Genomic DNA, 14,118 nt, shown 5'->3' with positions numbered 1-14,118 from the left:
CCCCTGCGTTGGGTGTCAGCAACGTTCGCGTCATTATGCACATGGCCGGTTCGAGAATGTGAGACCACCCTTGTTCGGGGTCAAAATAGACGCGGTGGCACGTGTCTCAGGCTGAGGTCGGTCTCCCTGATCGGAGAAACACTGGGGCGGGTACCACCGGCCGTTCGCCGATGCGCCGAGGCGGACCTGCACCAAATCCATCGATAGGCGGTTATCGATGGATTCGTAAGGGCACGTTGCCGCTGCGGGGCAAGCAGGTGGGCCGGACATTCGTGTGCACCGTAATGAGGTAGCGATGATGGACGGCAAGGGGTACTGCATGCGGTTGCCTCTCCCGTCTGTCGCTTCGCTACCGCTGTTGGCCTTCACGCCAATGCCCGAGGGGTGCAATCAGCTGGCCTTGACCGGGGGTCCCGAGGCTTTCTCCTCGGTAGGTGTGTACACCACCGACGACAAGATCTGTCAGGTCGACATCGCACTGGTGTGACTCACCACTATGGGCGCGGTGATCTCGTCGTCATCGTCGTCGGCGTGCACCCGAATATGGCCGGAGCGACGAATCTTATCTACGTTCACCGCATCGGCACCGATGACTGCACCTCCTACTGACCTTCGGTACCAGGCTGTACACCACTGCTAACAGAGGGTGCCGCGACGAGAGTCCTCGTACCAGGTTCGATGGAGCCGCTGTTCTGGCAGAAGGCTTCGAGCACTCGGATGCCGCCACATCACCCGTGCGTAATGTGGCGGGCCACCTTCCCTGCGATAGGGAAGGTGGCCCGGTGAGGGTGCGGTACATCCGCTGCCCTAGTCCGTTGACAGTTCGATGTTCTGCACGTAGTACATGTCGTCCATCCTCGGTTCGAAGGCAATCGAGTCGTTTGCTCCGTAGACGGCGACGTCCTGGTAGAGGTAGATGTAGGGCATCTCCTCCGCGACGATCTTCTGGACTTGCTGATACTGCGTTGCTCGTTCTTCTTCGTTGAGGTTGATTGCTGCTGCGTCGAGGAGTCGGTCCACCTCAGGGTTGTTGTACCCGAAGCTGTTGGGCGCGTAAGTGGATCGGAAGTGAGAGAGGGGGAGCGAGGCGTCGAACAGGGTGTTGTTCCAGCCGGTGAAGAGCAGTTCCTTGTTCTTGCCGGTTGTCCTCGTGTCGACGTACGTACTGGCTTCGAGGAGCTCGATGTTCACCTTGATGCCAACGGCTTCGAGCATTCCCTGGATAGTTTGTGCGGTGTCGGCATCGCCGGCGGTGCGGCCCTGCGAGGACGTGAGGGTGATTTCGAGTTCACCGTCTCCGTAGCCAGCCTCCTGCAGGAGCTCTCGTGCCTTGGCCGGGTCATAGCGGTAGGTGTCGTACAGCGACGGTTCGTGGCCGAAGGCGCCAGGGACGACTCGGCTTCGCACCGGCGTCGCCATCCCGCCGGTGAAGATCTCGGAGAGCTGCTCGTTGTCGATGGCGTAGTCGATCGCCTGTACGACGCGAGGATCAGAGGTCTTGAACTGATCGTTCTGGTTGACGTAGAGCATCCGGACGGTCGTGCTGTCGGAGCTGACGAGGTGGGTTCCGTCGTTGCTCTCCACTCGATCCCGGTCCACGACGGGGATCTGGTCGGCGATGTCAACCGAGCCTGCCAGGAGCTCGCCGATGCGGGTCGAGGGTTCGGATACGGTGCGGAACTCCACGGTCTCCCAGTCGGAATCTGCGCCCTCGAAGTAGTCCTCGTACCTCTGGAGTGTGAAGTGGTCTCCCTTCACCCACTCCACGAACTCGTACGGTCCACTACCGATGGGGTGTTGCTCGTACGCGTCCCATCCCTGTTCGGTGATGTAGTCCTGGGGGAAGATACCTGCGCCTTCCCGGGCGAGTCGGTAGGGCAAGGCGGGGTCGGGGACGTTGGTGATGATGTCGAAGGTGGTGTCGTCGATGACCCGCACCTCCTGGATGGTCTTGTAGTTGGTGTGTTGGATCAGGGTGTTGTCGAGGGCGACGCGTTCGAGGGTGAACTTCACGTCGTCGGCTGTGAGCGGTTCGCCGTTGTGGAAGGTGACGCCGTCGCGGAGTTCGAAGCGCCAGGTGAAGTCGTCGGTGCTTTCGAACGACGTAGCAAGGTGGGGTTGTGGTGTGCCTTGTTCGTCGCGCTTGAGCAGATAGCTCTGCAGGTTCACCATCACTGCTTCGGTCGAGATGGCAGTGGTGTTGTGAGTGTCGGCGGTGTCGATGTCCTGGGCCATCGCGATCACGAGGGAGTTGTCCTCGGAGGCGTCGGCTCCGGCGCCGGGCGCCGAGCAGGCGGCTGTTGCGAGCCCCGTGACCAGCAACGTTGCCGCAGCGAGATGTGTCCGGCGGGGACGTCGACGTGAGAGTGGGGTCATTGCGCGAGTCTCGCTTTCGGTGGGGGTACGTGGGCAGCTGGCACTGCGTTGTGCCGTCGAGGAATCGGTATTGCTGGCTCGTCGGACGAGTCGGGTGTCGGTCGGCGGGTTTTGCGCATCTCGGGTGAGGAGATGGGAACGGCCGCTAGGAGGGTTTGGGTGTAGGGGTGTTCGGGTGCGGTGATCACTTGGTCGGCGTCGCCGATCTCGACGATTCGGCCGCGGTGCATCACAGCTATTCGGTCGCTGATGTGACGGACCGCGGGCAGGCCGTGCCCGATGAACAGGTAGGTCAGATCGAACTCGCGTTGAAGTTGTTTGAGAAGGTTGAGGATCTGCGCCTGGATCGAGACGTCGAGCGCGGATACCGCTTCGTCGCACACGATGAGGCGTGGACGGGACGCAAGTGCTCGGGCAATGGCAATTCGTTGTCGTTGGCCACCGGAGAATTCGTGCGGGTATCGGTGCAGGTGGTCACCGTGGAGGCCCACGATCTCGAGTAGTTCTCGGACGCGTGGTTCGAGGGCGTCCTTCGGTAGTAGCTTGTGGGTGCGAATCGGTTCGGAGATGATGTCGGCTACGCGCATGCGGGGGTTGAGTGAGCCGAAGGGGTCCTGGAAGACGACCTGAATGTCTTTGCGTAGGTGCCGCATCCGTCGGGGTGTTGCTCGGCGGATATCTTCCCCGTTGAAGATGATCTCGCCTGAGGTGGGTTCGAGCAGTCTGAGGATGAGGTTGGCGGTGGTGGACTTTCCCGATCCGGATTCGCCTACCAGACCGAGTGTTTCGCCGGGCCATACGTCGAATGAGACATTGTCGACAGCAGGTGTGTCGGGTTCTGTGTTCGGATCGCGTTGGCGGCGGGATTTCTGGAGGCCGAAGCTTTTTGTCAGCCCGCTGACTCGCAGTAGGGGCCTGCCTGAATGGGGTGTCTTCGAAGATGTGGGAGATGGGTTAAGTGTCGGTGTGGGGTCAGACATGGGCGGCCACCTCGACCGGTGCGAGTTGTGGGGTGGGCAGCCAGCATCGTGCCCACCCTGCGGTGTGGGTGACGATCGTGGGCGGTTCGTCGTGGCACTTCTGTATCGCCTGGTTGCATCGGGGTGCGAAACGACAGCCGGCAGGCATGTTGCCGGAGCTGGGAACGTTGCCCGGGATGACTTGCAGGTCGTCACGTGGGCCGGTGAGGTTCGGCAGGGCGTGCAGGAGTGCGCGGGTGTAGGGATGCTGAGGTTGACGAAACAGAGTGAACACGTCGGTTTCTTCGACGACCTGCCCGGCGTACATGACCGCCACACGGTCCGCCATCTCGGCCACGACACCGAGATCATGGGTGATCAGGAGGACGGCCATGCCGTTCTGGGATTGGAGGTTTCGGATCAGGTCGAGAATCTGTGCCTGGATGGAAACGTCGAGTGCTGTGGTCGGTTCGTCGGCGATCAGCACTTTGGGGTGACAGGAGACGGCCATGGCGATCATGACTCGTTGGCGCATGCCTCCGCTGAGTTCGTGGGGGTAGGAGGTGTAGACCTGCGCTGCGTTTCGGATGCCGACGGTGTCGAGCAGCGAAATGCTGGCTTCTTTGGCTTCCGCGCGACTAATTCCGCGGTGCGTTCGGATGGCCTCGGCGACCTGGCTGCCGACCGACATCATCGGATTGAGAGAGGTCATGGGTTCTTGGAAGATCATGGCGATCTCACCGCCTTGGATCTTGCGCAGTTCCTTGTTGCCGAGAGTGGTCAGATCGCCATGACCTGACAGTTCGACTCGGCCGCTGACTATTTCGCCGTTATCGGGGAGAAGTCCCATGGTCGCAAACGAGGTGACGCTCTTGCCGCAACCGGATTCGCCGACGACGGCAAGCACGTGTCCGGGCATCAAGGTCAAGGTGACGTCTTCGACGGTCGGCGGATTGCCGTTGAACGCGACGCTGAGATTGTCAATGTGGAGCGCCGGGGTCTCGGTGGTGGCCGGCGGTAGTGCGCTGCGTTCGGTGCGGTCCATGGTCAGGCCTCCTTTCGGCCGGTGCGTCGGGTGCTGCCGCGTGGGTCGAGGACGTCGCGGAGCCAGTCGCCGGTGAAGAGCACACCGAGGACGGTCAGGGTGATGGCGATGCCCGGGAACGTCGAGATCCACCAGGCGGTGGCGAGGTAATCGCGTCCTTCGTTGAGCATGTAGCCCCAGGTGACCTGCGGGGGTTGGATGCCGAGACCGAGGAAACTCAACGATGCTTCCAGGACGATGTTTCCGCCGAATGCGAGGGTGGCGAGCACGATGATCGTCGCGGCGACGTTGGGCAGGATGTGTTTGAACACGATCGTGGTGTCTCGGAGGCCGATGGCATGGGCTGCCCGGACGTAGTCACGTTCGCGCAGGCTCAGCACCTCGGATCGGATCATCCGGGTGAACGGGATCCAGCCGGTGATGCCCAGGATGAGGGTGAGTGTTGTTGCGCTTGTTCCCAGGGCGCCGACGACGACGAGAACCAGCAGGATGTTGGGGATCGCCATGCTTGCATCGACGATGCGCATGACGATCGCGTCGATCCAGCTGCCGGCGCGGTAGCCGCACAATAGCCCCAGTGCGGTGCCGAGCACGGCGGCGATGATCGTCGCGATGCCGCTGACGAGGAGGGTCAGCTGGGTTCCGTAGATGAGACGCGAGAGGATGTCGCGGCCGAGGTTGTCGGTGCCCAGGAGATAGGTGCTCGAGCCACCGTCACTCCACACCGGGGGCAGGAGCCGGTCGCCGGCGGACATAACGGTGGGGTCGTACGGTGCCAAAATCGGTGCCAGTACGGCGGTGAGGACGACGAGGCCTAGGAGTCCGGCGCCGAGCCACCCGACGCGGCGAGTTGTTGTTGGGCCGCGGCGTCGTGTTCGGCGGGACTGCGGCGCGGTCGAGGGAGGCTCGCTGGTGGGTGCGGGGGGCTGTTGCAGTGTGGGAGGGGACGGGGTGAGGGTCATCGGGTCCTCGCTGAGAACGCAACGCGGCGGTCAAGGGCTCGGACAGCGATGTCCGTGATGAGGGTGAGGAGCACGACTGCGAGTGCTGTGAGCAGAACAATTGCCTGTACGACGGTCATGTCGAGTTTGGTTACCGAGTTCACCAGTAGTTGTCCGATGCCGGGCCAGGCGAAGACGGTTTCGGTGATGACTGCGCCGCCGATCAGAACGGGTGCTTGCAGGGCCGTCATGGTGACGATGGCCGGTAGGCAGTTGCGGAATCCGTGGCGGAAGACCACCGCCCACTCGGGAAGTCCCTTTGCGCGGGCGGTGCGCATGTAGTCCTGGCTGAGGACCTCGATCATCTGTGAGCGGATGAGTCGTGTCAGCTCGGCACAGATGGCGCTTCCGAGTGTGATCGCTGGGAGAACGACGTGACTCCAGGTGCCGGCGCCGGAGACGGGGAGCACCTTGAGGGTGACGCCGAAGACGAGGATCAGCATGATGCCGAGCCAGAAGTTCGGTACAGCTTTGGCGAAGACCGAGAAGGTGGACGCGCCGAGGTCGAGGGCAGAGTTCTGGCGGCGTGCGGACTTGATGCCGAGCGGAATGGCGACGAGGATTGCCAGCAGCATGGCGCAGGCGCCGAGCATGAGGGTGTTGGGCAATCTATCGAGGACGACGTCGAGGGCGCTTTCGCGGTAGACCCTCGACTGGCCGAAATCGCCTTGGGCCACGGTGACCAAGTAGTCGAAGTACTGGACGAAGAAGGGTCGGTTCAGTCCCAGTGATTCGCGGAGATCGGCGATCTGCTGAGGGGTGGCGTTGTCCGAGATCATCATCGAGACCGGGTCGCCGGCTATGTAGACCAGGAAGAAGACTACGAACGAGACGATCAGCAGAACCGGCACGATCTGGAGGAGCTGCCGCAGGAGGTAGTTGGCCATGGCCCTGTACGCGCTTTCCGGTTCGGGTCGGGACGTCGGGCTCGACGTCACCGAGGAGGGCGGATGCTCAGTTGCCGAAGCGGTTGATCGGTTCGTCGAGACCGAGGTGTGAGCGCAGTGTTGTTCCGCTGTAGTCGGTTCGGAAGAGGCCGCGGCGTTGAAGCTCGGGAAGGACGAGGTCGATGAAGGTGGTGAAGTCATCCGGTAGCAGTGGCATGAGGAGGTTGAATCCGTCGCATGCGCCGGAGGTGAACCACATTTCCATATGGTCGGCGATCTCGGTCGGTGTGCCGGCGAAGGTGCCGTGTCCGCGGGCGAAGGCGATGCGGTCGATCAGTTGGCGAATGGTCAGTTGTTCCCGTTCAGCCAGGGCTGCGAAAACTTCTGCCCGGCTCTTGCCGCCGTTGAGGGTCTCACGTGGGGGCAGGGGCGGGACCGGTCCGTCCAGGTCGTATTGGAACAGGTCCGTGTTCCACGATTGGGAGAGCTGGTGGAGACTGTATTCGGGGATGATGTGCTCGTTGAGTTCTCGTTGCCTGTCGATGGCTTCATCTTTGGTTCGCCCGACGATGGGGGCAAGGCCCGGCAGGATCGCGACCTGGTGAGGTTGACGGCCGTACTGCTGCATGCGGGTTTTGACGTCCGAGTAGAACTCTTGTGCGTCGGCGAGGTTGTTCTGGGCGGTGTAGATGGCTTCGGCGAACTTGGCCGCGAATTCGCGTCCCTCTTCCGAGGACCCGGCTTGGACCCGTACGGGTTGTCCTTGCATCGAGCGGGGGATGTCGATGGGGCCGCGGACCGAGAACTGGGGGCTGTGGTGGTTGACGGCGTGGATCTTGCTTCGGTCGACGAAGCGACCGGCGTTGCGGTCGGCGATCAGGGCGTCGGGTTCCCAGGAATCCCATAGGGCGGTGACGGCTTCGAGGAATTCGTCGGCGCGTTCGTATCGTTTGGTGTGTTCGAGGTGGGTTTCGCGACCGAAGTTGAACGCGGCGTCCTGGTTGGCGGAGGTGACGATGTTCCATCCGGCTCGGCCTTTGCTGACCAGGTCGAGTGATGCGACCTTGCGGGCGACTTCGTAGGGCTCGCCGTAGGTGGTGGAGGCGGTGCCGATCACGCCGATGCGTTCGGTCACCGCCGCTACGGCCGCAAGCATCGTGAAGGGTTCGAAGAAGTTGTTGAACGGCCCGAATTCGATGTTGGGATTGATGGCAAGGGCGTCAGCGATGAAAACCGAATCCAGCTTTGCGCGTTCCGCTTGCTGAGCGAGTCGCTGGTAGTACCCGATGTCGAGCATGTTGTAGGGGTCGGTGGCAGGATGCCGCCAAGCTGCTTCGTGGTGACCGATGCCTTGGATGAACAGGTTCAGATGCATCTGTCGCGGACTGGTCATGTAGGCCTCTCTGAGGTGGATAGAACCCGCGAAACCGTTTTGTCGGTATGTATTCCAGACAAAGTGTCCCTGAGATCGGGGACAATAAGGTTTCTGATTGTTACAGAACGGCTAAGTCTGAGCCAACCACGCGGCGTAACGAGCGATCCCCTCTGTCAAAGGAACCTGGGGAACGAACTTTAGGTCTTGCTCGATGGCACTGACGTCGAAGCGTGCCTGGATGACGTCGAGCGGAGCCGTACCAGGCTGCAGTGAGATATCTGCTTCCGGAACGATGTTCGAGACAATCGCTGCAACCTCGTCGAGCGTGGAGTAGTCGTCTCCGGTGGCGTTGTATACGGTGCGCGGCGGTCGGCCCGGCGCGTCCAGTGCGGCGATCATGGCGGCGGCGGCGTCATCGACGTACATGAACTGTCTGGGAAATCCGTCGCCATAGGGAAGCTCGGTTCGTCGGTTCGACTGTGCGTCGAGGATCATGTCCCGGATGACACAGTCGGTTGTCCGGCGGGGGCCGTAGACCCACGCCAGTCGTAGGCTCACGGCACCGTCGGTGAAGTGCTCGGAGTAGGACGTAACGAGATGCTCGCATCCTGCTTTGCTCGCCGCGTACAGGTTTGCGGGGTGTGGGGTGTTCTCCTCGTCGACGAGATCGCCGGTGGTGGAGCCCATGACTGTTCCGCTCGAGGCGAATACGAATCGGCGGATGCCGTGCCGGCGCCCGAGCTCGAGGAGATTGATGGTTCCGCCGACGTTGACCTCGAGGAGCCGGAACGGTGTGGAGGTGCCCACCATGGGCCCGGAGAAGCCCCCGCAGTGGATAATGGCGTCGAGACCCTGGCTCGTGAGGCGCTCCACGGCATCGAGGTCGGCGAGATCGCACATTTCGATGTCGAAGTCGGCATGGTTCGGTTGGTGGAGATCTGTTGCGATGACGCGGGTTCCGCGCTCGATCAGCATCTGGCAGATGCGATGTCCGATCAGGCCGGCTGCGCCGGTCACCATCACTGGCTTTGTACTCATCTTGGCTCCCACATCAATTGGCGCGGCAATATGAGACCCTAGTTGTGAACAATCGCAAGTCCGATATAGAACATTAGTCCTTAATAATTGTTTACACCTGCGAGACCTAGTTGGGACGATCGGTGAGCATGCTTCACGGCATGACACCTTCTGCTTCGGTTCCCTTGTCTGCCAATACTTCGACAGCTGTCGTCACCGGAGGAAACTCCGGAATCGGTCGCGCGACCGTGGAGTTACTGCTGACACAAGGGTGGAAGGTTGTGGTGATCGACCGAGACATCTCCAACCTGGACGCCGTCCGACCCGAACTCACTGCATATCAGGCAGATGCACGGGACCCTGCGGCTGTCGAGAACATCTTCACCGAGCTCGCGGGTTCGGTCGACCGTGTCGATGCACTGGTGAACGCGGTGGGAATCGAGTATGTCGGAACGCTGGAAGAGACCAGCCCCGATGAGTGGCATCGCGTTGTCGATACGAATCTGACCTCCTACTACCTGCTGTGCAGGGCCGCTCTTCCCTTGCTTCGACAGCGCGGTGGTGCAGTGGTCAACGTGGCGTCACAGCTATCCCTGGTTGGCACTGCACGCTTTTCGGCATACACCGCGAGCAAGGCGGGAATCATCGGCTTGTCACGCAGTCTCGCGCTCGAGCTCGCACCGCACGGCATCAGGGTCAATGTGGTGTGCCCCGGCGCTGTGGACACACCGCTGTTGCAGCGTCAGTTCGCCGACGGCCCCGGCCCGCAAGGCAGCCTCGACGATCTGGCCGCGATGCATGCCCTCCGGCGCTTGGGAGAGCCGGCCGAGATCGCTGCACCGATCGGATTTCTCTGTGGTCCGGGTTCGTCGTTCATGACCGGCAGTGTGGTCGTGGTCGACGGCGGTTACACCTCCTGGTAGAGGAGAACATTGTCGCCGCATGCCCGGACTCCTCTGCCCTGGAGGGGTTCGGGCTGTATAGATGCGTCTACACGTTTCCGGTACGGCGCCGGGATCAGCTGTCGGTGCACTTTCAACCGCATGGCTCCTGGTGGATCGATCGGTCATCGGCTCGAGACGTGCCAGGTAGGAAGGGGCATGACTTCACGTGCATCCACGGCACTGAAAATCTCGTCGATCGTGTTGTAGCCCGCCAGCGCGGACAGGGCAACGCCGTCGGCGACCTGAGCAGAGTAGATGTCGTCGAGAAGGCCCCTCAGTCCTGCCGGGGTACCGATGTAACGAAGCCCCATCTGGCCGAACGAATCGTCGTCCGCTCGTTCTCGCCACGCGCGGCGTGCCTCTCTTGCACAGTCGGAGATCAGCACCGCGACGTCCACGATGAACGAGACGTCGTCGGGTTCGTGCCCTTCCCTCCGAAGTGCTGCACGATGGCGCAGATACAACTGTTGCGTATACCCGAGGTCTGGTGCTTGGACACAGATCGCGGGCTTGTCACCAGCAGTGATCTCGTGCCAATCATCGCTGGCTCCGGGTGTCCGAGTGGGGAGGAACAAGCGCAGATGATCGCGGGGTCGTGTGCACGCGGAGGTCTTCATCGTGTCTCCGTCATCGGGGAGGCGGGCAGGGTGAGCGGTGTACGAGGACACCGGTGTCGCTGAGCGTGACAGCGAGGTCCAGTAGTTCCCGATCTGTGCCCTGCGGCCCGACAAGCGCTACGCCGCACGGAAGATCGTCCGCGGTCGACAGCGGCAGGCTTACCACAGGCAGTCCGGCCAAACCCGCGACGCAGGTCAATGAGAGCGTGGCATCGCGCACCGCGCTGACATCCTCGCCGAGCAAGGGCGCCACGGTCGGAGCGGACGGCATGACGACGATGTTGTCGCCGACCAGGTCGCGGATGAGGCCGCCCAGGCGGTCGGCCTCGTAGTGCGCCGCGTGTGCTTGGGCTTCGGTGACTTGTGAGGCGAGGTCGAAGCGTGCACGGATGTCCGGTCCGAGGGTGTCCATTCGGTTCGTCAGGTGTTGTCGGTTCGATTCCCATGCCTGTGCTGCCTGCGCGGTGATGAATGCCTGTTTCCAGGCGTGCGGATCCGCGGACGGCCATTGTTCGCGGGTGACGTCGCCCCAGGCCGTGGTGAATTTTTCGATCGCATCGGCTACTTCGGGGGAGGCGAGGGTGAGGAGGTCGGTGATCATCACGACTTCGCGCGCTCGTGCGCTCTGCGGTGTGTCGGGGAGGAGGACATGGCCGACGTCGCGGAGAAGGTGGGGGGTGCGTGTCATCCATCCGACGGTGTCGAAGCGCGGCGCGAGCGGTAGTAGTCCGTCGGTCGAGATTGCGGCATGGGTGGTTCGGATGCCGAACAGACCCTGGTAGGAGGCGGGTATGCGAATGGATCCGCCGGTGTCGGTGCCGAGTCCTATCGAGGCGTGTCCGAGTGCGACGGCGGTGGCGGATCCCGAGGAGGAGCCGCCGCTGATGCGGCCTGGAGCGTTCGGGTTCGGTGGGGTTCCGTAATGGGTGTTGGAACCGGCGAGGCTGTAGGCGTATTCGTCGGTCTGAGCGATGCCCCGAATGCAGGCGCCGGCCTCGAGGAGGCGGGCAACTGCCCAGGCATTCGTCGTTTCGACGGGAGCATTGGCGGTCCGGTGGGGGTTGCCGGCGCCGATGCTGAATCCTTCGACGGCGTAGAGATCTTTGACCGCGATCGAGTGTCCGTCGAGGGGGCCGCTGGAGGCCGGGGCTGTGAGTGGGTTGCCGACGATTCGCCAGATTCTCGTGTCGAGTGCAGGGGCGGGGACGCTCACGTGTGCTGCGGTGACGACCCAGGAGTTGTCCGGTCGTCGGCGCCAGAGTTGGGTCTGCTGGCCGCGACCGCCGCCGGCGAGTTCGGTGACGGCGATGATCAGTGCGTGGTTGTCGCCGGCGTGTTGGACGTGGGTGTCGAGGATGCGGCGCTGGGGTGCGCTCGGTCGGATGAGGCGGAAGCGGCGGATTTCGTCGATTCCTACCAGCAGTCCTGTGGCGTCGCCGCGCAGCGTGTCGGGGGAGTCGTCGAACAGGGTGTCCATCGTCTCCAGGTCGTTGGTGCCCAAAGCCTTTTCGTAGGCCCAGAATGCGTCCATCAGAGCTTCGGTGTGCGCGCTCATGTGAAGTCGGTCTTTCGGATTCGGGCGTGCACGCCTTTGACGAGGTCGACGACTTGGGAGATGTCGAAGTCGGTGGCGGCCGAGAGGTAGGCGTAGGCGTAGGACGGGTCCATGCCGTAGCGGGCCTGCAGGAGAGCGATGGCTGCCCGGACGCAGTTCTGGGTGGCGATGTCGAGGTCTTCGTCCATGCCGGTGGGAACGAGGAAGTCGCGGGTTTCCGCGAGGGGGCCGACGAGGTTCCCGAAGGTTGTGAGCGCGTCTTCGCGGGTGATGACGTCGAATCGCACCGTGGCGCGCAGGGATGCTTCCAGTGCGGTGAGGGCGACTTCGCCGTCGCCTTGCGCGAAGTGGGGGTCTCCGATGTAGGCGAGTGCTCCGGGTACCTGGACGGGGAGGTAGAGGGTGGCACCGGTGGTGAGCAGGTTGATGTCGATGTTGCCGCCGTGTGGGCCCGGTGGCACCGAGTGAGCTCGCTGGTCGGTGTCGGTCGCTACGCCCATGATGCCGAGGAACGGGGCGATGGGGAAGTTGACGGTGCGCGTGTCGTCTGGGCCGTAGGCCATGGTTGCGCGGGTGGGGTCGAGGGGATCGAGGTGGGCGAAGACGCTGAGAAGCTCACCGTGGCGTGGGTATTCGCCGGGCAGTGCGCCGCGGCCGTGACGGTTGGAGATGATGCCGTAGGGCACGCGGGGGAGAGTGTCGACGACGGTGATGGCCAGTACGTCGCCGGCGCGAGCGCCGCGGATGTCGATCGGGCCTGTGACGACATGGGGGCCGTCGACGCCGAAGGTGCGTGGCGTGTCGCTGGCGGCCAGCGCTGCGGCATCGGTGAGCACGTGCTCGACCCCGTGGGCGGCGAAGAAGGCTTCCGGGTTGCGGCCTTGGTCTTCGAGGATGCCTTCGTGGCTGATCGTGTCGATGGTGACCTCGGTGCCGGGGTCGACGGTCAGGACTGGCGTGTCATCACGCGCTGGGAGCCGGCCCCAGATCACGTTCTCGGGTGTGGAAGGCAGGTAGGTCGCCGACCGGATCGGTCCGGTGTGGGGATCGAGACACGCCTGAGTGAGGGGCGAGGGTGGGATCGGTGCGGTGGTGTGGCTCATGGTGGTCACCGTCTTTCGTGATGTCGTTCGCGATGGGGGCGGTGGGTGCTGTTCGAGGTGGGCGCATCTGGAGCAGCGCGATGGCGCCGAGGATGACGATGGTGGTGGTGGCGAGGGCGTACAGCAGCGCGTTGCCTCCGAACCCCAAAGCGCCGGCGAGCACGATGGGCATGATCAGGGCGCCGATGCTCGGTCCGATCTGCGATGCGGTGATGCGCAGTGCGGCGCCGGCGGTGGGTACGCCGGAGGAGTACACCGCGAGGAGGTTCGTTGATCCGATGAGCAGGCAGATGCTGGTGCCCTGCAGTACGGCGGCTGCCACGATGCCGATGATGGTGGAGCCGGAGACAGCGAGGATCAGCATGCTTGTTGCTGCGCATCCCACTGCGATGGTGACGGTCCCCGACAGGCCGACCTTGTTGACGACCTGTTTGAAGGTCAGGCCGATCACCACCGACGACAGGTCCCGGGTGACCAGAAGAATGGCCACGAACGCGGCGAGATCGCCAGTGTCGACGGTCATGGTCAAGGCGAAGAACGAGTTGCCGACCAGCATCACGGTCATGCAGCACATCGCTGCCAGGCCCGAGGCGCGAATCGCGCGGTCGCGTCGCACTATCGACACTGCCACGCCGTACGAGGCGCGGGGGGTGACCAGCGGCCCGCTTCGCGTCGCCGTGCGGGGAAGGACGGCGAGGGCGAGGGGCACCATGAGGACGAACGCGGCGCCGATGACGAAGTACGCCCCTTCCCATCCTTGACTGGCGATCACTGCCGCTGAGATCAACGCAGCGGCGGCGGCAGCGAGTCGTTGGCTGGCTCCGTTGAGTCCTTGCATGGTCAATCGGTCCCCGGTGGTGCTGACCGTGGCAAGAATGGAGATCCACACGGTCAGTCTCATCAGGCCGAACAGCAGCAGGGGTGCGATCCACCAGAGCATTGAGCGTCCTGATGCGGCGACGGCGAGCAGACCGGCGGCCACGGCTGCGATGGTGGCGTGCAGCGCGACGACCCGGGCGCGACCGTGTGCGTCCCCGAAGGCGGTGCCGGGCAGGGCGGTGATGAACCCGATGCCCTGGGGGATGGCGATCATGATCCCGATGACGGCTACCGAGGCCGCGCCGGTTTCGGTCATGCTGACCGGCAGGACCGTCTGCAGGACCGAGTCTGCCGCAACGAACAGGAACACGAGTGTGAGAAGTCCGAGGGTTCGGGCCTGCCCGCGTCGTGGTAGCCGGG

At 63.3% G+C, this 14,118-nt stretch carries 12 protein-coding genes; 1 reads left to right on the top strand and 11 read right to left on the bottom strand.

All coding sequences use genetic code 11. The features are described from left to right. Positions 1 to 807: 807 nt before the first annotated feature. The 7 genes from U9J23_RS25140 to U9J23_RS25110 form a co-directional block, all read right to left on the bottom strand. Positions 808 to 2,376, bottom strand: coding sequence for an ABC transporter substrate-binding protein (locus U9J23_RS25140; RefSeq protein ID WP_272268839.1), 1,569 nt, complete (start codon positions 2,374 to 2,376; stop codon positions 808 to 810). Further along, a complete protein-coding gene (locus tag U9J23_RS25135; RefSeq protein WP_326603123.1) occupies positions 2,373 to 3,356 on the bottom strand; it encodes an ABC transporter ATP-binding protein in 984 nt (327 codons plus the stop codon). The genes U9J23_RS25140 and U9J23_RS25135 overlap by 4 nt, the downstream gene beginning before the upstream one ends. Beyond that, entirely contained in the window at positions 3,349 to 4,380 is a 1,032-nt protein-coding gene (locus U9J23_RS25130; RefSeq protein WP_272268837.1) for an ABC transporter ATP-binding protein, read from the bottom strand. Before U9J23_RS25130 ends, U9J23_RS25135 begins: the two co-directional genes overlap by 8 nt. Positions 4,381 to 4,382: 2 nt before the next feature. Continuing rightward, on the bottom strand, positions 4,383 to 5,342 hold the full coding sequence (locus tag U9J23_RS25125; protein WP_326603120.1) for an ABC transporter permease: 960 nt from the start codon (positions 5,340 to 5,342) through the stop codon (positions 4,383 to 4,385). Next, entirely contained in the window at positions 5,339 to 6,268 is a 930-nt protein-coding gene (locus U9J23_RS25120) for an ABC transporter permease (protein WP_272268836.1), read from the bottom strand. The genes U9J23_RS25125 and U9J23_RS25120 overlap by 4 nt, the downstream gene beginning before the upstream one ends. A 67-nt stretch (positions 6,269 to 6,335) precedes the next feature. Further along, a complete protein-coding gene (locus U9J23_RS25115; protein ID WP_229583092.1) occupies positions 6,336 to 7,661 on the bottom strand; it encodes an LLM class flavin-dependent oxidoreductase in 1,326 nt (441 codons plus the stop codon). A gap of 111 nt (positions 7,662 to 7,772) precedes the next feature. Continuing rightward, positions 7,773 to 8,663 carry an NAD-dependent epimerase/dehydratase family protein gene (locus U9J23_RS25110; protein WP_265572831.1) on the bottom strand — a complete coding sequence of 297 codons (891 nt, stop codon included), beginning with the start codon at positions 8,661 to 8,663 and terminating at the stop codon, positions 7,773 to 7,775. Between the two features lie 158 nt (positions 8,664 to 8,821). On the opposite strand from U9J23_RS25110, the gene U9J23_RS25105 reads away from it, so the two are divergent. After that, complete coding sequence (locus tag U9J23_RS25105) at positions 8,822 to 9,583, top strand: SDR family NAD(P)-dependent oxidoreductase (RefSeq protein ID WP_272268835.1); 762 nt, start codon at positions 8,822 to 8,824, stop codon at positions 9,581 to 9,583. Positions 9,584 to 9,726: 143 nt separating this feature from the next. On the opposite strand, the gene U9J23_RS25100 is transcribed toward U9J23_RS25105, so the two are convergent. Genes U9J23_RS25100 through U9J23_RS25085 form a run of 4 tightly spaced genes read right to left on the bottom strand, consistent with a single transcriptional unit; the run spans position 9,727 to position 14,068 of the window. After that, a complete protein-coding gene (locus U9J23_RS25100) occupies positions 9,727 to 10,221 on the bottom strand; it encodes a hypothetical protein (protein WP_229583486.1) in 495 nt (164 codons plus the stop codon). 10 nt (positions 10,222 to 10,231) lie between these two features. Beyond that, the gene (locus U9J23_RS25095) at positions 10,232 to 11,776 is read right to left on the bottom strand and encodes an amidase (protein ID WP_229583487.1); all 1,545 of its coding nucleotides are present in this window, start codon (positions 11,774 to 11,776) and stop codon (positions 10,232 to 10,234) included. After that, positions 11,773 to 12,768, bottom strand: coding sequence for an acetamidase/formamidase family protein (locus U9J23_RS25090; protein WP_229583489.1), 996 nt, complete (start codon positions 12,766 to 12,768; stop codon positions 11,773 to 11,775). Before U9J23_RS25090 ends, U9J23_RS25095 begins: the two co-directional genes overlap by 4 nt. Next, positions 12,740 to 14,068, bottom strand: coding sequence for an MFS transporter (locus tag U9J23_RS25085; protein ID WP_272268897.1), 1,329 nt, complete (start codon positions 14,066 to 14,068; stop codon positions 12,740 to 12,742). The genes U9J23_RS25090 and U9J23_RS25085 overlap by 29 nt, the downstream gene beginning before the upstream one ends. Positions 14,069 to 14,118: the final 50 nt, after the last annotated feature.

The organism is Rhodococcus sp. PD04, from assembly GCF_035918275.1.
GTDB classification, from domain to species: domain Bacteria; phylum Actinomycetota; class Actinomycetes; order Mycobacteriales; family Mycobacteriaceae; genus Rhodococcus; species Rhodococcus rhodochrous.
The sequence above is the reverse complement of the archived record's forward strand: the minus strand, read 5'-3'. Positions and strand labels throughout refer to the sequence as shown.

What these genes read in the sequence shown, in the direction of transcription:
- U9J23_RS25140 (WP_272268839.1), bottom strand. Translation starts at nt 2,376, where the DNA reads ATGACCCCACTCTCACGTCGACGTCCCCGCCGGACACATCTCGCTGCG.
- U9J23_RS25135 (WP_326603123.1), bottom strand. Translation starts at nt 3,356, where the DNA reads ATGTCTGACCCCACACCGACACTTAACCCATCTCCCACATCTTCGAAG.
- U9J23_RS25130 (WP_272268837.1), bottom strand. Translation starts at nt 4,380, where the DNA reads ATGGACCGCACCGAACGCAGCGCACTACCGCCGGCCACCACCGAGACC.
- U9J23_RS25125 (WP_326603120.1), bottom strand. Translation starts at nt 5,342, where the DNA reads ATGACCCTCACCCCGTCCCCTCCCACACTGCAACAGCCCCCCGCACCC.
- U9J23_RS25120 (WP_272268836.1), bottom strand. Translation starts at nt 6,268, where the DNA reads ATGGCCAACTACCTCCTGCGGCAGCTCCTCCAGATCGTGCCGGTTCTG.
- U9J23_RS25115 (WP_229583092.1), bottom strand. Translation starts at nt 7,661, where the DNA reads ATGACCAGTCCGCGACAGATGCATCTGAACCTGTTCATCCAAGGCATC.
- U9J23_RS25110 (WP_265572831.1), bottom strand. Translation starts at nt 8,663, where the DNA reads ATGGTGACCGGCGCAGCCGGCCTGATCGGACATCGCATCTGCCAGATG.
- U9J23_RS25105 (WP_272268835.1), top strand. Translation starts at nt 8,822, where the DNA reads ATGACACCTTCTGCTTCGGTTCCCTTGTCTGCCAATACTTCGACAGCT.
- U9J23_RS25100 (WP_229583486.1), bottom strand. Translation starts at nt 10,221, where the DNA reads ATGAAGACCTCCGCGTGCACACGACCCCGCGATCATCTGCGCTTGTTC.
- U9J23_RS25095 (WP_229583487.1), bottom strand. Translation starts at nt 11,776, where the DNA reads ATGAGCGCGCACACCGAAGCTCTGATGGACGCATTCTGGGCCTACGAA.